Origin of the sequence: Mucilaginibacter sp. Mucisp86, assembly GCF_047324315.1 — a bacterium.
Lineage (GTDB): Bacteria > Bacteroidota > Bacteroidia > Sphingobacteriales > Sphingobacteriaceae > Mucilaginibacter.
Genome location: NZ_CP168503.1, coordinates 3,124,324 through 3,143,415 on the forward strand (window position 1 = coordinate 3,124,324; position 19,092 = coordinate 3,143,415).

13 protein-coding genes and 1 tRNA gene are annotated in these 19,092 nt (G+C 41.9%); 8 read left to right on the top strand and 6 right to left on the bottom strand.

The window, feature by feature from the left end; translation table 11 throughout:
- Positions 1 to 9 precede the first annotated feature (9 nt).
- The 4 genes from ACEN9X_RS13320 to ACEN9X_RS13335 all read right to left on the bottom strand — a co-directional run bounded on the left by ACEN9X_RS13320 (position 10) and on the right by ACEN9X_RS13335 (position 6,253).
- On the bottom strand, positions 10 to 1,518 hold the full coding sequence (locus ACEN9X_RS13320) for a RagB/SusD family nutrient uptake outer membrane protein (RefSeq protein ID WP_413670829.1): 1,509 nt from the start codon (positions 1,516 to 1,518) through the stop codon (positions 10 to 12).
- Positions 1,519 to 1,552: 34 nt separating this feature from the next.
- Positions 1,553 to 4,570 carry a SusC/RagA family TonB-linked outer membrane protein gene (locus ACEN9X_RS13325; RefSeq protein WP_413670830.1) on the bottom strand — a complete coding sequence of 1,006 codons (3,018 nt, stop codon included), beginning with the start codon at positions 4,568 to 4,570 and terminating at the stop codon, positions 1,553 to 1,555.
- A gap of 1,081 nt (positions 4,571 to 5,651) precedes the next feature.
- Positions 5,652 to 5,891 (bottom strand): hypothetical protein, encoded by a 240-nt coding sequence (locus ACEN9X_RS13330; protein WP_413670831.1) that lies wholly within the window; start codon positions 5,889 to 5,891, stop codon positions 5,652 to 5,654.
- Between the two features lie 288 nt (positions 5,892 to 6,179).
- A tRNA-Met gene (locus ACEN9X_RS13335) sits at positions 6,180 to 6,253 on the bottom strand.
- A gap of 275 nt (positions 6,254 to 6,528) precedes the next feature.
- Here ACEN9X_RS13335 and ACEN9X_RS13340 point away from each other — a divergent pair.
- From ACEN9X_RS13340 to ACEN9X_RS13350, 3 genes are all read left to right on the top strand, one after another.
- Complete coding sequence (locus ACEN9X_RS13340; protein WP_413670832.1) at positions 6,529 to 6,909, top strand: START-like domain-containing protein; 381 nt, start codon at positions 6,529 to 6,531, stop codon at positions 6,907 to 6,909.
- Between the two features lie 105 nt (positions 6,910 to 7,014).
- Positions 7,015 to 8,469, top strand: coding sequence for an LptF/LptG family permease (locus ACEN9X_RS13345; RefSeq protein ID WP_413670833.1), 1,455 nt, complete (start codon positions 7,015 to 7,017; stop codon positions 8,467 to 8,469).
- 133 nt (positions 8,470 to 8,602) lie between these two features.
- Positions 8,603 to 9,808, top strand: coding sequence for a bifunctional 3,4-dihydroxy-2-butanone-4-phosphate synthase/GTP cyclohydrolase II (locus tag ACEN9X_RS13350; protein WP_413670834.1), 1,206 nt, complete (start codon positions 8,603 to 8,605; stop codon positions 9,806 to 9,808).
- 371 nt (positions 9,809 to 10,179) lie between these two features.
- Here ACEN9X_RS13350 and ACEN9X_RS13355 read toward each other — a convergent pair whose 3' ends face one another.
- The gene (locus ACEN9X_RS13355) at positions 10,180 to 14,610 is read right to left on the bottom strand and encodes a translocation/assembly module TamB domain-containing protein (RefSeq protein WP_413670835.1); all 4,431 of its coding nucleotides are present in this window, start codon (positions 14,608 to 14,610) and stop codon (positions 10,180 to 10,182) included.
- A 201-nt stretch (positions 14,611 to 14,811) separates the two neighbouring features.
- Here ACEN9X_RS13355 and tsaD point away from each other — a divergent pair, with 201 nt between their 5' ends.
- Positions 14,812 to 15,813, top strand: coding sequence for a tRNA (adenosine(37)-N6)-threonylcarbamoyltransferase complex transferase subunit TsaD (tsaD, locus tag ACEN9X_RS13360; protein ID WP_413670836.1), 1,002 nt, complete (start codon positions 14,812 to 14,814; stop codon positions 15,811 to 15,813).
- A gap of 109 nt (positions 15,814 to 15,922) precedes the next feature.
- Complete coding sequence (locus tag ACEN9X_RS13365; RefSeq protein ID WP_413670837.1) at positions 15,923 to 16,108, top strand: hypothetical protein; 186 nt, start codon at positions 15,923 to 15,925, stop codon at positions 16,106 to 16,108.
- A gap of 3 nt (positions 16,109 to 16,111) precedes the next feature.
- Here the strand turns inward: ACEN9X_RS13365 and ACEN9X_RS13370 are convergent, their stop codons facing one another.
- Positions 16,112 to 16,471: an MmcQ/YjbR family DNA-binding protein gene (locus ACEN9X_RS13370; RefSeq protein ID WP_413670838.1), complete on the bottom strand. Its 360-nt coding sequence runs from the start codon at positions 16,469 to 16,471 to the stop codon at positions 16,112 to 16,114.
- Positions 16,472 to 16,542: 71 nt separating this feature from the next.
- Here ACEN9X_RS13370 and ACEN9X_RS13375 point away from each other — a divergent pair, with 71 nt between their 5' ends.
- The 3 genes from ACEN9X_RS13375 to ACEN9X_RS13385 all read left to right on the top strand — a co-directional run bounded on the left by ACEN9X_RS13375 (position 16,543) and on the right by ACEN9X_RS13385 (position 18,786).
- The gene (locus ACEN9X_RS13375; protein WP_413670839.1) at positions 16,543 to 17,154 is read left to right on the top strand and encodes a class I SAM-dependent methyltransferase; all 612 of its coding nucleotides are present in this window, start codon (positions 16,543 to 16,545) and stop codon (positions 17,152 to 17,154) included.
- A gap of 180 nt (positions 17,155 to 17,334) precedes the next feature.
- Positions 17,335 to 17,898, top strand: a complete 564-nt coding sequence (locus tag ACEN9X_RS13380) for an adenylyl-sulfate kinase (RefSeq protein ID WP_413670840.1) — start codon at positions 17,335 to 17,337, stop codon at positions 17,896 to 17,898.
- Positions 17,899 to 17,907: 9 nt separating this feature from the next.
- Positions 17,908 to 18,786 (top strand): sulfotransferase, encoded by an 879-nt coding sequence (locus ACEN9X_RS13385; protein ID WP_413670841.1) that lies wholly within the window; start codon positions 17,908 to 17,910, stop codon positions 18,784 to 18,786.
- The last annotated feature ends 306 nt before the right edge of the window (positions 18,787 to 19,092 follow it).

Sequence of the window (19,092 nt, forward strand, 5' to 3'; positions counted from 1 at the left end):
ATGGTCAGTTTATTTCCAAAATGGGTTTTGAGTTAACAGGTTATTTTGAGCGATGAGCTTACGCGAAACAGGCCAGTAAATCCCCCCTGAATTGATGAGTTTGACGAATGCCGGGTTGTTTTGCTTGATCTTATTATATCGTACCAAATCATACCAGCGGTGGCCCTCGCCCATAAGCTCGCGGTGCCGCTCCTTAAATATCAGATCGATAATATCCTGGTTGCTGTCGATTACATTGTCTGTCATCCCTCGTCGGGCCATTATAGAAGTTACTTCAGTTTGCGCGCCGTTCACATCTCCTAAAACAGCCAGCGCTTCGGCACGCAGTAACACGATATCTTCTATCCTTGTAAAAATCAAGGCGCTGGTGAAGTATCGGAATGTTGGGTCAGAAACACCCCCTTGTATTACTTTTATTTTGCTGAAGATGGGGTACTTGCCATTGATATTGGTGAAGTATCTTTCGGTACGGGGCTGGCCAAGTGTATCAATACTAAAGCGTTCATCTTTCGGCATGTCAAATATTTTAAGGATGGTATCCTTAGGCATGTAGATATCCGGTACCTTTTTATTCACCACGGGTTCGGCCAGGGTTAACTCTTCCAGGTGGCCGGCTACAGATCCTTCAACGTGTCCCCAATCTGAGTTAAAACCAAACATCTGGCTGGTATTCTTATTAAAAAAGAACCCGTTTGATTTGGTAAGGTCTTCGGTGCTTTGAAAGTTGATGCCACTTTTGCTATAATTATCTTCAACAAACTTTGCGTAGGTAGCTACATCGGTATAGTTACCCTGCCACGCGGCTAAATGGGCCAGCACTGCATAAGCCGAGTTTTTTGTGGCTAAAGCGCCACCCCAGCGGGTAGCATCTTCATTATAATAATTGCCGGGCTGCTGCACATCGTTATTGCTATACACAAACGGCAGATCGGCCGCCGCTTTAAGCATTTCCTGCTGGGCCCAGACTAATATTTTGCTGCCGCTTTCGCGGGGCTGGTTTTCAAACTTGCCATCGTGCGATGCCGTGATGAAGGGCACATCTCCCCAAATCCTTACCATATAGAAATAGGTAAAGGCTCTCAGGAAGCGAACCTGGGCTACATCAACTATCATATAGTTTTCTGTATAGCGCTTATCGGCTGCTTTTACATCGCCAATGCGTTCAAGAAAAATATTGGCGGCATTAACTATGGCGTAAAATCTTGTCCAGTCGCTCAGGGCATCAACAGTAGGGTAGGATGCGTTGAGCTGGTTACTTGAAATTGCTTTCAGGTCCTGCCGGTTTGGACTGATAAATTCGCCGGTACGTATATCGCCATAAAGCCAGTGGCCGTCGTTATCAGATAAAGCGGCACGGGTGAGCGCGTATACGCCCAACAAGCCGGCACGCGCATCTTCAAGCTTATTCCACATGTTTTTTTCGCCCACAACCCTCGTTGAATCAATATCCAGTGTTTTATTACAGCTTGTTATTGCTGCGCTAAACAGGACAAGGACGATACATAATGTCTTTTTCATTTTTACAACATGATTTTTGTGATCGTTTTTCATATCATAATTCCATTTTTACACCCAGGGTATATGTTCGTGGTATAGGCAGTCCATAACCGGTATCATAACCATCGTAGTTTACCAATTCGGGGTCCTGCCCTGTATAAGGTGTTATGGTGAACACATTATTCGCTGTGGCATATACATAGAACCGGGTTAGCTTAATTTTCTTTAAGCGCATGGCTTTGGTTAGGTCATACCCGATAGAAACCGTTCTTAATTTCAGAAATGAAGCGTTTTCAAGAAAAAGGTCCTGATCAACACGGTAGGGGATAACAGTGCTCCATGGATTATACAGTGGGTATTTGCTGTAGTCGCCACGTTTTTCCCAGAAGGTGATCTCTTTAACAGAGTTTACATCGCTGTTCCCCTCGCGGTTAATAAAATCAAACCGGTTGGCCATTTCCTGGTGTATCAGGTCGCGCCCCAGGTTGAAATACATGTTGATGGTTAAATTCCAGTTGCCGTATCTGAAATTATTATCATATCCACCTGAAATTTTGGGGAAAGAATGGCCTTTTAATACCTTATCATTATTATCAATTACATTATCGCCATTGATATCACGCCATCTTGGGTCGCCGGCGTGCAGGGCGATGCCATTGTACTTAAGTGGTTGTCCGTTTACAACAGGTACTTCGCTTTCCGATTTATAAATGCCATCATTTATCAGCAACCAGTACTGATCAACCGGGCTGCCTACTTTTAATAGCCTGTTATCAACAATGATCTGATTTAGGCCTCTTGGCAGTGCTTTTAGCTTATTGGTATTATGATTCAGGTTTAAAGAAGATGTCCATCCAAATTTTGTGTTTTGGATGATATTGGCTGATATAGATACGTCAATGCCAGTATTATTTACAGCCATGCCGCTTTCGATAGACTGTTTGTAGCCATACTCGGCAAAAGCAGGGATGCCTATCAGCAAATTCTTTTCCTGTTTCAGGTACCAGTCAACAGAAAGGTGCAAACGGTTATTCAGGAAGCCGGCATCTGTGCCTATATTAAGCTGATTGGAGTATGACCATGGTATGCCGTAACCGATCCAGCCGGTAGAATATGGCCTGGTAAGTACACCAAAAGCATTATAGCCAGGTACAGTCAGGTTGCCGGTATAGCCTACCGAAGCGGTGTATTGAGGCCCCTGCGCATAATTATCAAAGGCGTTAAGGCGGCCTAACCTGCCAGCGCTTGCCTTTAAAATAAGATCACTGACAATAGTGCTGTTATTTAATACCTCTTTCTTAATGTTCCAGGCTGCAGATATCACAGGCGAATAAAACCACCTGCTGGTAGGCTGCGCGTTTGATGACCCATCGGCACGTACCGTTGCCGAGAGGAAGTATTTTTCTTTGAATGAATAATCGGTTTTTGCATAAAATGAAACCAGGTTATGCCTGATCTTATCCAGGAAACGGAAGGTTAATTCGCGCGGAAAGGCGGTAGGGTTAAGATAATTGGGATTATCAGATCCGTCGGGATTTTTTGGATTTGAATCCAGCAGGTCTATCTTAATATAGTCATTCACCCCTTTGTATGCATAGGCATTACTATACTTATAAATATCCCACTGTGTTGATTGTCCAAGCTCAAAATGGAAGTTGTTTACTTTGTTTAAAGTTAGATCATAAGTTGCCCTGTTATCAGCCATTATTCGTTGGCTAAAGCCAAAGTAATTGGAGGCATAGCTGTTGCCCTGCAAAAGGGTACGTGCATAAAACACGTCGCGGTAACCCTCATTATAATCTACATTAAAGGTGGTTACGAATTTAAATTTCCCGAGATCGAGGCCTATTTTAGCGTAGCCATCAACAATATTGGTTTTGTTGTTATCGAAGCCTTTTTTGTACTGTGCCAGGTAATCGGCATAATACTCTTTGTTGGGTGGCAGTGGGGCACTTAGATCGGGGAAGTAGTTGATCTGGGCAAATCTGTCGCGAAGATATTTATTACGTTGCCTGTCGAGCCGGTTGGCATTTACCATGGTCGAAAAAAGGAGCCATTTGAGAGGCTTCATGTTGATATTGAACATGGCGCTATAACGGTTTAGCACTGTTCCATCAGCAATACCATTATTCTTCAGATCCCCCAAAGAGAAACGGAAGTTAGCACGGTCTGTTCCCCCCGAAATACCGAAGTTTATGCCGTAAACTACCGCATTACGATAATAAAGATCGCTCCAGTCAGATTTCCCGCTGTAAACATTATTTAATGAGTCGCTCAGGTAGATGGGATAGTTTTCATCATCCGAATACCTTCCATTTGTAGTATACAGATCATAAAAGCGCTGTCTGAAAGCATTTTCATACTTGCCGTTTATGGTAGTTACATGAGGGTGCTGTGCCAAACCTATATACGAATCAAAAGTGATGCTTTTGGCGGCGATAGGGCTTTTAGAGGTTAAAATGATAGCGCCATTAACTGCACGCGGTCCGTAAATTGCCGTGGCCGACAAGTCTTTTAATACCTCAACCGAGGCAATATTATTCATATCGATACCGGCAAACGGGTTGGTGGCTGTTCCCATCCTGTTATAGTCATATAGCTGGATATCATATGCAAACGGGTGTTCTGTTACCAGTGGAATACCGTCCAGCACAACCAGGGGTTGTGATTGGTAAACATCCCGCGGAGAAAGAAGCGGCATGGGCACTCCTCTTATAAACATATTTTGAACAGTGCCGGGTTCACCAGAGGGTTCCTGCACATAAAGCCCCGCAAATTGACCTTTTAAAAGTTGCTGCAGGGAAACGGCCGGGAATTTGGATAGATCATAAGGCTTTTTGGTAACACTATCTGCAAGCTTATTATATAAGGTACGCCTGATAATAATATTTATACTATCTTTTAATAACGAATCTTTTGTCGTTGTATCCCGATGGATGTGGAGCTTACTGTAAAAAGCGGGATCAGGACGTTTTAATTTAATTGTTTTACCCTCATTCCCCTTAGCTAAGCCTGTAAGTGCATTTGCGGTAATTGCTGCGAAAACCACAAAGCACAGCCATAAGTATCGCATAATGAATGGATCTTTTAGTTTGTGAAATAATTTTTTGATTTAACGGCCACATGTTGCTGTGCCTGCAAATGAGTTATGCAGATAACATGCGCCTTTACATTAGGTAGCGCGTAATTCTTTTTTCATAGTGTTGGTTTACAAGCGAAAAGAACAAGAAATCAAAAATAATCTGCAGGAATATCTTTGATAGCGGTGCATAGTTATACACCCTCGGGTTTGTCATTTAAAATGACCATACCCAAGTCGTTCTTTTCACTTTTGGTGATTAGGTTAAATAATAAAGTCTTGATGCCTAAAACCTCAGCATGAGATTTTTTGGTGGCGCAGCCTTATCAGATGAAAGGTTTCTGAAAGATGTGGTACAGGTAAATCAGGTTTTTCATGTCAGTGATATTGGTTAATTTATTAATTACGTAAAGTCTCGAAACAAGCAGGTCAGGTGGCTTAAACGATTAAGCAGTAACGTATTTTTATAGCTGGTTTAAACAAATATAATTAACAAAAACGTTTTACCAAGTAATATCATGAAAATATTAAATTTTTGCTATTTCAAATGGCAACAATCGATCTTAATTAAAAAAATGGTAAAAAAAGTGTTAAAATATTGGTTTTTTTTGACAATATATCATAAAACATGTCTTGTGAATTTTTGATAAAATGCTAAAACGATGTTACTGAAGATTAAAAATCTGTCATGAAATGTAAGAATTACATTTTTAGTTAAAGTATTGTGCCTATTGCTTTATAATCTTATCATTGATAGCGACTGCCTTTTACTATAACAAATTGTTGAGTAGGCGTATTCGCTGATATAATAACAGTAAATCAGGGGGGCAAAACATGGCAGTAAAAGGTGAACATTCCTGATATTTCTATATAAGAGGAACGTATTCTTTCTATTTGCAGCTCTTATTTTCTTTATGTTTTCTTTTTATTCCGCAACAGGATGATATTTATATAGTACACGCCCATCAAGCAATTTGCCACGGTCGACATTTAAGCTATCATGGTGATAGAGACAAAACGGTAGCATTGAGCTGACCTTCTCTAAAAAGGAATTGTTCAATAACTCATTTAGTATCTACATCGGGATACCCGTCTTGCCATGGAACACGATTGGCGAACATCCCTTGGTTTGTGGAGCAGCAAGAATTTTATCAAGATAAACGCTGTCGGTCAATTTCTCGTTAAAATCTAAAACCTTTTTACCCTGCATCATACATTCATCGTATTCCACTTTGTTACCTGTTCGGATTACGCGCATGTATTTCATTATCCCCTTGCCAAGGTCTTGTTGTAAGTAAATAAACTCTTTTTCCATATGTTAATGATTATTTGAGCTGTATATATGAAATAAGAATAGAAAGTTTTAAAGAAAAACATAAACAGCAGAAAAAGGGTGTCAACCTGAAGCGGAAAATAACTGAACAGCAATTACTTTTTCTTTGCTATAACTTCTCTGCCTGATCCATGATCTGGCTAACAGATTTTTATTGGCATAAAAAAGGAAACAACTTAAGAGTGTTGTTTCCTTAAGTAGCGGGCAGGATCGAGCTGCTGTCCGTTATATACAAGAAAAGCCCCTTAAAAAAGGGGCTTTCTGCCAATGTAGCGGGGAGCAGGATCGAACTGCCGACCTTAGGGTTATGAATCCTACGCTCTAACCATCTGAGCTACCCCGCCGGGTTATTTTCTATCTCTTATTGCAAGAGAACTTGACTTTTCATTTCTGAGGACTGCCGTCCGTTAATTAACGGATATGAATCCTACGCTCTAACCATCTGAGCTACCCCGCCGTTTTTATTTTATGGCTCTTTTTATGGTTGGTAAAAAGAGTGGCCTTGCCTTAAAACAAGTGGCCGTCCCTAAAAAGGTTTGCAAATATAGTAGAAATTCGTTTTCTTTAGAAAAAATGTTTCATTTTTAGTTTTGTTCCTCTTTTTTTAAGTGTAAACCGAATGTCCGAAAAGAAAAAATTTACCATTGAATACGAGATAAAGTCATCTCCGCGTATCCTGTTCAGCTTCTTAAGCGAGCCTAATGGCTTGTCTCAATGGTTTGCCGATGAGGTTAATATTCGTGACCATGTTTATACTTTTACATGGGATGATGAGTCGCAAAAAGCCAAACTTTGCTCAGTTAAGGAAAACAAATCCGTACGTTTTAAATGGCTCGACGATGATGCGCAGTATTATTTTGAAATGGAAATATTGCAGGATGAGCTTACCAATGATGTAGCGCTTGCCATTACTGATTTTGCTACCGAAGATGCCATTGCAGAACGGAAGCTGATCTGGGATAACTCTATCGATTACCTCATAAGTGTATTAGGCGCCTGATAAAACTTTATTTTAGCTAATTTTGTACGCTGAGCTGTTTTTGCACGTTAATGGATTTTAACTGTGCGCCCAACTGTTTTGCCCTGTTAATTGCAAATAGCACTAATGAAGAAGATCCACCTTTTACTCCTTAAATCATTTATAAGGCCTTTTTTGGTTACGCTTTTCATCGTGATGTTTGTGCTGCTGATGTTGTTTTTGTTTAAATACATTGACGATCTTATTGGCAAAGGCTTTGCATGGTATACCATACTTGAGCTGATGATGTATAATTCGGCAACCAACGTTCAGATGGCCCTGCCGTTATCGATACTACTGTCGACTATTATGACTTATGGTGCGCTTGGTGAAAATTATGAGCTGGTGGCAATCAAGGCTGCCGGTATTTCATTAAGGCGTGCTATGTACCCCATGATCGCTGTTGTTACCATTCTTAGTATCGCCGCGTTCTTTTTTTCGGATTATATGCTGCCGGTAGCCAATCTGAAATATTATTCGCTGTTGTATGATGCGCGTAAACAAAAATCGGCCGATTTGCTGCCGGAGGGGGTGTTCAGTACCAGCTTTCCCGGCTATACAATCCGTGTAAAACGTAAAGACCCCGACGGGCAGCGTTTGTACGATATCATGATCTATCAAAAAAGCCCGAACGGTGATAATAACAATACCGTAATTTTGGCCAGGGAAGGTACCATGTTCCGTACCATGGGCGACAAATACCTGGTATTGCGTTTAAAGGATGGGGTAAGATATGAAGAAACCGCTTCCGAAAACGCAACCTATAATACGAGGCAGCGCCTGCTTCGTCAGCGCTTTAAGGAAACTGAAACCAAGTTTGATCTTTCGGGTTTCAAGCTTGCCCGTACTAATGAAAGCGAGTTTAAAACCGCATCGCAAATGATGAACATCAGGCAACTGCGGCATTATCTCGATTCGTCTCAGCATTCTGTTGATAGTAACGTGATGGTGAATTATAAACTGGTTACACCGTATATCAAATACTATTCAATACCCACGCAATCAAAGGCTATTAAAAATTATAAGGAGTTTGATCCTAAAAAAGATGCCTTTCAGGGCCTTACTTTATCCGAGCAGCAAATGAGCTTGAGTAGTGCAGCATCTGAGGTGAGATCTATTAAAGATGTTATCAGGAACCGGAGCGACAGGTATAAAGGCGATTCGGAAAATATCCGCAGGTACTTTGTGGAGTATCAGAAAAAGTATAACCTTTCGGTAGCCTGTTTAGTACTGTTTTTAATTGGGGCACCATTGGGCTCCATTATCCGTAAGGGAGGTTTGGGGTTACCGGTAGTGGTTTCGGTAGTGTTTTTCCTTATCTACTACATCATTACCACCATTGGCGAAAAGTCGGTTAAAGGCGGGGATATTAATAAGTATCTGGGGATGTGGATCTCTATTATTACGCTGCTGCCTATTGGCCTGTTCCTTTCGTATAAGGCGGCTACTGATTCGGCCTTATTTGATATGGAGATTTATAAGCGTTTTATAAATCGCGTAACAGCAAAATTTAAACCCAAGGCAACCCGTCACACGCATTAGCGGTATATTAATAAACGCCATATTATAAAAGCAATATCATTTTACACAACGCCGACCCAAGTCATGGTAATATGCGTTAAATTTGATTTAGATTAAACAAGCGTTTAGGCGCTACCCAACAAGCCAGTAAATAATGTTAAACACCATACAGGAAGCGATCGAGGAAATCAAAGCAGGTAAAACAATTATCGTAGTTGATGACGAAGATCGCGAAAACGAGGGCGACTTTTTAACAGCCGCCCGTAATGCCACCCCCGAAACAATTAATTTCATGGTTCGCCACGGCCGCGGCCTGGTTTGTGCTCCTATTACTGCGCAACGGGCACGTGAGCTTGATCTGATGCCGATGGTAAGTCACAATACCACATCGCACGAAACTAATTTTACGGTTTCTGTGGATTTGCTTGGTCATGGCTGTACTACAGGGATCTCCGCAAGCGACAGGTCAAAAACTACCCTTGCACTTATCGATCCCGCTACTAAGCCCGAAGATCTTGGTCGTCCGGGACATATTTTCCCGCTGATAGCTAAAGATGGCGGCGTGCTGCGCCGCGCCGGCCATACCGAAGCCGCTATTGACCTGGCTGTTTTAGCCGGTTTGGAGCCTGCAGGTGTTATCTGCGAAATTATGAAGGAAGACGGCGAAATGGCCCGTTTGCCGGATCTGCTGGAAATAGCCAAAGAATTTAACCTCAAAATAGTATCTATCAAAGATTTGATCGCTTACCGTTTGGAGCATGAATCAATGGTGAAACGTGAGGTAGCTGTTAAAATGCCTACCGAATGGGGCGACTTTGATATGATAGCCTATACCCAGGTTGATACCGGCGAAAATCATCTTGCCCTGGTAAAAGGTACCTGGGAGCCCGGCGAGCCAATTTTAGTTAGGGTGCATAGCTCATGCATGACCGGTGATATTTTTGGTTCATGCCGTTGTGATTGCGGTCCGCAGTTACATAAAGCAATGGAGATGATCAGTAAGGAAGGTAAAGGCGCTATTGTTTACATGAACCAGGAAGGCCGGGGCATTGGCCTGATCAATAAATTAAGGGCCTATCACTTACAGGAAAACGGTTATGATACTGTTGATGCCAACCTGAAGCTGGGCTTTAAAATGGATCAGCGCGATTATGGTATCGGCGCACAGATCCTGCGCAGCCTTGGTATCACCAAAATGCGCCTGATGAGCAACAATCCTAAAAAACGTGCCGGCCTTATCGGCTATGGTTTGGAGGTAGTTGAAAATGTGCCTATCGAAATTGCATCAAACCCACATAACGAAGCTTACCTGCGCACCAAACGCGACAGGATGGATCATGCTATTATGCGCGATCATTGAGCTGAAAGCGGAAAGCTCAAGGCTTAAAGCCAAAAGCTAAACGGGCGGGATATAATATAGTAAAGAGGCTGTATCATAACGATCAGCTTCTTTGTGTTTTCAGATACTTAAGCGATATATAGTTTCGGTTGAATTAACTTTATTGCAAAATAGGGGTTAACAGGGTTAACACAATTTAGCGCTAATTTTTTATTAAATTATTTATAATCAAGTAGTTAAATGATTTTTATGCTAAAAAAGTGTTAACCCCTCTTTTGTTTAAATATTTTGATTCATAAGAAATAAAACGTCAGGTCGATCAATTTGATTTGTGATACAGCCTCTTTAGTTTTATGTATTTGTTGAGAAGTTTTGAGCTTTCTGCCTTTAACTTACTGGTCATCATCTTCATCCGGTTTTGTTGCTGGTGTGGTAGTTGATGTTGGTATTGGTGCAGGATTAACCGGTGCGGTTTTGCGGCGGCCCTGTCTGAAGATATTGCGGATAAACTCTCCAAAAGTGTCAAAATCCCGTTGGTAAACCAAGCCAAAGCCATTAACGTATTGTGGTGCCAACACATCGGTAAGGCTGCTTAATGTTACGTTATTCAAGGCACGATACGAATAACGTGCTGTTAAGTTGCCGTCGCGGCGTATTTTATATAGTGCCTCAAAGTCTTTGGTAAGATTGTTAAACCGCTGATTAAACAGGTTACTGTTATTATTATTGAAAATATCGTTTGATCCGTTGTTGCTGAATAAGCTTCCGTTAAATGATAGCCTGCTATCAAAGAAACGCAACGAAGCACTTGCCTCATTAAAAGAGCGGATATTTAAATCGAAGTTTTTGATGTTCGATTGCGAGATCAGGCTGTTGAGCTTATTAAACGCAAATTCGCTCACGGCTTCGCCTGCAGTTCCCAGCACCTGGTTGGTTAAATTGTTACTGTTTGAGGTAAAGTTACGGCGCACGATAATGCTGATGGCTTGCTGGCTCCTGTTATTGGCATCGGCGAGGTAAGTAGCCAGATCGTCTTTAACAGATGGATCGGTAGGGAAGTTAAAGTCAAAATCAATATTAGGCTGCAATAACGATTTGGTGAGGATCAGCTCAGCCTGTACCAGTGTTTGCTGTCCGGAGGTAGGGGTTTGTAAACCTGCTGCAGTATATAACGGCGCTTTGCTGGTACGCACCTCATAAAGGGCTTTAAGGTTGATCTCTGCATTTGAAGGGTTGCCCGTCCACCTGATAGTACCGCCCTGGCTTACTGTAAAGTTTTTACTGATGAAGTTTTTGGCCGTAAACTCAAACTTACCCGAGGAGATTAAAAAGTCACCATACATTTCAAAATCGCCCAGGCTGTTGATATTCAGCTTTAAATTACGTGCAACGCCGCTGCCTTCCAGCTGGCCGTAATCGGTGGCTATTTTTACAATGGTTTTTTCATCAGCACTTAAATCAAAATTGAGGGTAACACCATTAAATGCACGGGCTTTGGGTGCAACTTTGGCGGTGTCACTATGGCTTACAAACTTAATAAAATCGTAATCGCTGGCGGTTGATGACGTATTGAGGGGGATATTAAACACGGTGCCGGCATTGGTACTGGCGGTAATATCAATTTTCATGTTATCAACCGGACCGTTAAAGTTAAACGTGCCTGTGCCATAAGCTGTACCAAAATAGAGGTGATTATCTTTAAAGGTGGTATTCAGGGCCATCAGGTTATCGGCTTTAAGGCTAACATTAATATCCGGATTGGATAGGTTATTCAAGTCTACGGTGCCATTGGCAGTGCCGGTGCCTTTATGAATATCCTTCAAAACCATGTCTTTAATGCTGATAACACTGTTATTTACGTCCAGCTTATTATTAACGGTGTAGGCCGTTTTTAAATAGTTAACGGTAAGGCCAGTGTTGATAAGGGTGACGGAGCCGTTAAGCTGCGGGTTGGATGGTTTGCCTGTAAGCTTCAGATCGGTTGAAACGTGCCCTTTTACATCCGAAACAAGGTCTTTGATAAACGGCTCAAATATAATGGCTTCGGTTTGGTTCATTTTGATATCAAAATCAAGATTATCATCAGCTTGCTGGCCAAACGAGTAGGTGCCCCCAATATTCATGGTTTCCAGTCCGCGGTTAATGATATTCATATTAATATCGGCCTGTTTACGGTCGTTGCCAAGTGTGGTAACCAGTTTTACATTGCCCACGAGTGTTTTGTTCATGGCAAGTGAATCGATGGTTAAATGCGAGTCGATCCCCGGAGATTTAAGTACTGAGGTCATTTTAACATCGCCATCCAGATAGCCCTTTAAGTTGACGCCCGAAGTGCGCGTGAGCTGATTAAATGTACGCATGTTAAACTTTTGGAACGAGAGCTTCAGCTGATCTGCCGGATTGTCGGATATAAACCCGTCAATAAATACCTTTTGTGGCCCGTTGGAAAGCTCAAATCCCGATACCTGGGTTTTGCCATCCAATAAGCGGATGCGTACCTGCTCCTGGATCTTCCATTTCTCTTTTTCAAGTATTACATCTGATGGCAGCAATTTTAGTTTGGCGGTGGTATCGCGCCCAAACTCAACAAGGCCGTAAAGGTCAAGCTGGTTAACCGCGTTTTTATCCGAAAGCTTAACGTTAAAGTTAAGACTGTCGTTTTTGAGGAAGTTGGTGATGTTGATATCCTTGATAAAAAGGCTATCTGTAAGGTCAACTCGTCTCAGGGATAAGTTGAGGCCCAGCATGCTTTCGGTCGTGTTTTCGTCGATAATGAAATCATGGAAAACAGTTTTGCCATATTTAAGCGTTTTGATATAGCCCGATAATGTGGCTGTTTTCTTTTCCGAGTTAAATTGCCCAACAAAGGTTCCCTGATCAGGAATTTTCAGATCGGGCAGGAATATCGCTGTAAGCGGATCGAGGTTTTTCAGGTTCAGGTTAAAATCAAACTCCTCGGGCTTAGGCGGTACGATGGTTGTTTTAATAGATGGGATATACTTTTTAACAATGGTTTTAAAGTACGAGGGCAGCGTTGCCAGGTCATATTTACCCTTGATGCTGCCATCGGCAAAGTCGGATTTTAGAGCTATAGTGCGGTTATTGCCAATGCCTTCGGCTGACAGATAAAGAGAATCAAGCGCATAATTATTTCGCGGATCGACTACCCTTGCCGGCGAGAACAGGATGTTGCCCTGAATATTGGCCAGGTCATCGCCTTTAAACTGGGTTTTAAGCAGTGTGGTGATAGTTAAAGTATCTTTGGTGAAACCGAGCTTGTTCAGATTAGCTTCTTTGATATCGGCAGTAAGGTCATATGTTGGCAGGGTTGGCCTAAGGTCAACTTTACCTTTCAGGTCAAGCTTTACATTTTTATCGGTGATGGTTATATGCGCATTGGCCAGCCTGTTTATAAAGGTGCCATTAAGTGTAAGCTTGTTATAGGTGTAGTTGTTGTAAGTGATGGACGCAATTTTAGCATCCACTTTTTCGGTAAGGCTTTTCAGTGCATCGCCGCTGCCTTGTATGTTTGAAGCAAAGGTGGCCCTGCCCAAATCGCTTTGATCAAGCAGGCTGCCTAAGTCAAAGGCATAGGCGTTAATCCTGCCGCTGTAGCTTGGGCGGTCGTTTTTATCAATTTTGAGGTTGATATCAGAATCAAAACGACCGAGTGCGGTTTTGAAGACACCGTAGGCTACAAAGTCATTTTGTGAGCCGGTAAACCTGCCCGTAAAATTAAAATTGCCAAATTTGGATAGGATAGAAGGTGCTTTTTCAGTTGGCGTTCCCGAAAAATGGCTGATCAGGTAATCGAGATCTTTTTTGTTGGAAGCAACCTGGTCAAATTTTAGTTCGAGGAAAGCGTTGTCCCAATCGGTAAGGTTATGGAGCCTGAAATCACCTTTAACAAAAGTAGCCTGACCGCCGCTAATGGTTACTTTTTTGGCGTTGAGATTGTTTACATAACCCTTGGCCTGCCCGTCAATGCCCAAATCAAAACTTACTTTTTTTAGTGCACTGGTAAAGTAGGCAATATCCGATGATGAAATGCGCGACGATTTAAAGTTGGCGTCCATATGCACCTTATTCTCAAAATTGTCAAAATCATCAAATGATTTAAACTTCATCCAGAAAAAATCCTTCAGGTCTGATCGCGGGGTTTGGATGGCCAGATGTTTGAGCAAAATCTGGTTGGTATCAATGGTAGCGTCTGAAGCAAAGTGTTTTACCGTAAAGCCACTTTTTTCATGCAGGCTCAGGCTTTTGATATTGCCTTTAAACAGGTGGTTCTTTAAATCCATACCCTGTATTTCGGTACTGAAATGCTGCACGTCCAGGTCGTTAAAGTTAACCCCGGCTATTACGGTATCGCGCAGGCTGTTCTTGTACCTGAAGTGGAAATTATTGATTGCAATAGTGCCAAAATTTAATGTCCAGGGTTTACTTGCTGTTGTTTTTGTGGTATCGCCCGAGTTAAAGTAATCTATGACAAATTGAAGGTTGGTAGTGCTGTCTTTTTGCTTTTTGAGATAGAAGTACCCATTATCCAGTTCGATGTTTGAAAAGTTAATGGTACGGCGTTTGATACTGCTAAACAGGTAAAAATCTTCGATATCCACAGCCAGTTTGGGTGTGCTTAGCAAGGTATCCTGTTTTTTATCTAAAATGTAAAGTCCCTCAATAACAACCGAACGGAATGGCCTCAGGTAAAGGCTTTGGATGCCTACTTTGGTTTTCAATTCGCCGGCAAGGTAAGCTGCTGCTTTTTTTGCAGCCCAGGTTTGCACGGGCTTAAACTGAAACGTGAGTAAAAGTATGCTCAATGTCAATAATATGAACAATACCAGGCCCAGGAATATTTTGAGTACTTTTTTAATAACTTTGCACCTTTAATTAGTGAGTTAGCGAATTAGTGAGTTAGTGAATTTTTCTCCATTCCTATACAATTATCAAGACGGATTAGTTTGCTTCTCATTAATAAATCACTAATTCACTAAATCAGTAAATCAATAATTAATAAATACGTGCCCGTAATTTTAGGAATCGAATCATCATGTGATGAAACCTCAGCTTCGGTTTGTGTTGATGGCGTGATCATGAGCAATGTTATTGCCAATCAAACCATACACGAGGCTTATGGAGGCGTAGTCCCTGAGCTAGCCTCAAGGGTTCATCAGCAAAATATTGTTCCGGCTGTTCAGCAGGCATTATTGAACGCAAAAGTAAGCAAAAATGATATTGATGCGGTAGCTTTTACGCGCGGTCCGGGACTTTTAGGCTCTCTTTTAGTGGGAGTTTCATTTGCCAAGGCATTTGCTTTAGCCAAAAACATCCCGCTTATTGATATTAACCATATGCAGGCCCATATCCTGGCCCATTTTATAGGTGATAAAAACCCTTCATTTCCTTTCCTTTGTCTTACAGTATCAGGCGGGCATACGCAAATTGTGCTGGTGAAGGATTATTTTGATATGGAGATCATAGGGCAAACCCTTGATGATGCTGCCGGTGAGGCCATGGATAAAACCAGTAAAATTTTAGGGTTGCCTTATCCCGGCGGACCGCTCATTGACAAATACGCACGCCAGGGCAACCCCGATGCTTACAAGTTCCCCGAGCCGCAGATACCCGGATATGATTTTAGCTTTAGTGGTTTAAAAACATCTATCCTGTATTTTATCCGCGACAACGTAGCGCAGAACCCCGATTTTATCCACGAGAATATGGCTGATATTTGTGCATCAGTAGAAAAGCGGATAGCTACCATTTTGCTTAACAAACTGCAAAAAGCAGCGCAGGCATATGGTATAAAAGATATAGCTTTGGCGGGCGGGGTTTCGGCCAATACCGGCTTAAGATTAGGGTTGCAGGCCATGGCCGAACAAAATGGCTGGAACAGCTTTATCCCCAAAATGGAATACTGTACAGACAATGCTGCTATGATTGCCATAGCAGGTTACCATAAATACCTTAAAGGCGAATTTATAGGACAGGACGTTGCTCCGATGGCGAGGATGGCTTTTTAGCCCCCCGGCCCCCTAAAGGGGGAGATATAGCGTAATAGCTTAAATATAAAATTACTTATAAATATAATACATTAACGTTCCCCCTTTAGGGGGGTAGGGGGCTTGGCATATGAACGCATCAGGATATATTTTTTACATTGTTTTTGTTATCCCATTAATAGCCGCTATGGTTTGGCTTATGCGCCAGGATAAGAAAAAGGGAAAGATCGGGCTTATTGTACTGGCTGTGCTGGTAGTTGGTGTTTTGATTTACGTTTATCTTAACCGCGATGCATTAAACGGCGTAAGGCCGTAAGCATTATTCATTAGCTTTCATTTCTTCGTATGCTTTGATCAGCTTTTTGGTGGCTCTTGCAAGATAAGCTGTTATTAATAATTGCTTCAGGTCGTTGGGAGATACTGTTTCGAGGCGCACCAGCATGTATTTGTAGTTTTGATAGTGCGGGGTAATGAAAAAGGTATGCGGATCAAGCGCCATCCATTTTTCGCGCTCGATGGTATGGATAGCCAACAATTCCTCCTTTTCGTGTATGTTGGCGAAAATCTTGTCATTTACATAAAATGCCGGATGCTCAAAGTGCATTTTATTTGTAACACCCGGCAGTGGCAACAAGGTGCTTTTCATAAACTGCAGAAATATGTGCATATCGGTAGCCATACTTAAAGTTAATAAGTTTTCTTAAAAGCATCTAATAAAACAGTAATTTCGGGTGTTTAACAGTATTGGCCATGAGCAGCAGTAACCTCCGGAAACTATACGGCAATATCGACATCTATTTGTTCGACCAGTTATTGAAAGGGCGTTTTGACAATTGCCGCACTATACTTGATGCAGGCTGCGGCAGTGGCCGAAACATTGCTTATTTTTTGCAAAATGGCTTTAAGGTTTATGGCGTTGATCAAAGCGAACATGCTGTTGAGTTATCCAAACGGTTATCTGCCGAGCTGTGCCCCAATCATTCGCCCGATAACTTTAAACTGGCCGCTGTTGAAAACCTGCCTTTCGGTGATGAGCAGTTTGATCTGGTAATTTGTAGTGCCGTACTGCACTTTGCCAATGATGCCGAGCATTTCGATAGCATGCTGCGTTCATTGTGGCGGGTATTGAAACCGGGTGGCTATTTCTTCGCAAGGCTGGCATCTGATATCGGTATTGAAACATTAGTACAGCCATTGGGTAACTACCGCTACCTGCTTCCTGATGGCTCCGAACGTTTTTTAGTAAATGAAGAGATCCTGCTTGAGTATACCCGCGAGCTTGATGCACAACTTTATGAGCCCATCAAAACCACCAACGTTCAAAACCTGCGCTGCATGACAACCTGGTGTATGCAAAAATAGTAACTGTAGTTGACAAATTAATTTCTTTTCCTACGTCTACATCATTTCCCGGTTCATCGATACAATGCAGCTATGTATCGATACACAAAGTGTTAACGGCAATTTCGTCCGAAATATTTGCGTTAAGCCTTCGATAACGGTTTATACTGTAATTATTATTAACGCTTAACACACCACCTTATGATTATTCTGCTTTGTGGGTTATCCGGCTCCGGTAAAACTACCCTTGCCCAAAATGTTAAAATGAGGTTATCAGATACTGATATTCCTGTGGAAGTTATTGATGCAGACGTATACCGCCAAAAACTGTTCCCTAACCTGGGCTATAACAAAGAAGATCGCTTTGAAAACATCCGCAGACTGGGTTTTATTGCCAATAAATTAGCCGGACATGGCGTAGTAACTATCATCAGCGCTATAAACCCGTATGACGTGATTCGCCGTGAGCTGATAGCCACCTATCCGGACGTGAAACTGATACACATTGATTGCCCGGTGAAAACATTGATGCAAAGGGATACTAAAGGTTTGTATAAACGCGCATTACTGCCCGAAGGGCATCCCGATAAGGTAACTAACCTGAGTGGGGTTAATGATCCCTTCCAGATCCCTTCTTCGCCCGATCTGTATATCAACACCCATATTACGAAGTTAACCGATGCTACGGAAACGTTAGCCGGTTTTATTCTTGATAACTATCAGCAGGTACTAAGCAGACAACTACAGGCAACCGGCCGTTATTAAAACTAAACCATGATCAATACCACAGTTAAATTCACACCCCGGCAAACATTGATTATTACCGGTATGCACCGTTCAGGTACATCACTTGTAACCAACTGGTTAAGCCGCTGTGGCCTGCAGGTTGGAGAACGTTTATGTGGAAGCGGCATTGGAAATGTCGACGGTCACTTTGAAGATCTTGAGTTTTTAAAGCTCCATGAAGAAATACTTGATCGTAACAGTATTGAAGTGTCGGGGCTTACCGATACCAAGGATATTGAAGTGCCGCTTTACCAACTCGAAAAGATGAAGGCTGTTATCGGTATCAAACAGCAGCTTTATGAGCAATGGGCCTGGAAAGATCCGCGTACCTGCCTTTTCCTGGATACTTATGCTAAGTTGCTGCCTGGTGCCAGGTACCTCGTGGTATTGCGTAATTATCAATCGGTAGTCAGTTCACTGCTAAGGCGTGATTTTGCTGCGATCGACCAAAAGTATATGGCCCGCAATTATGTTCAGCGGATGGCCTGGGCTTATTTCAGGCGACCACGCAGGTTGAAGGCTTTTTATAATGATCATGCCGAGAGTTACCTGAAGGTATGGATCAGCTATAATGAGGCTATCCTGCATTCGTTAAAAAAGCTTCTTCCAGACGATTACCTGGTAATTAACTACTCGCAATTACTTGAAAATGACAGCGAGGTTTTTTCATTTTTAACAAGCAAGTGGAACTTTACACTCAATTACTTTGATTTTAAAGATGTTTACAAGCAGGAGCTGATGAACAAAGCCGACGATATCAGCGATTTTATTACTGACAAAACACTACTGATAAAGGCAACCTATTTGCTCAAACGCTTGGGAAGCTACATGCGTGGCAGCGAAAGCTTTCCGGGAAAGGAGGAGTAGACTACAGAGAGATCGCTTTTAACCACATGCAGATAGAAATAGTATAAATGAAAAATTTTCACACTAATTTTTACGTATTAATCGAATTACACGAATCTTTTTTAATTGAAAATTCGTGTAATTCGATTAATTGCGGATGGTTTGAAAAGCATTCGTGTAGAAATTTTTCAGATGAGATTTAGCAAAACAGATCAAATTATTTTAAACGCGATTTCCCTATAGTAGATTGTAGATAAGCTTTGAATAAGCGTGTACCTGTTATCTATTTATGATAAATCCGAACAGGAGATATGAGCAATAATGAAT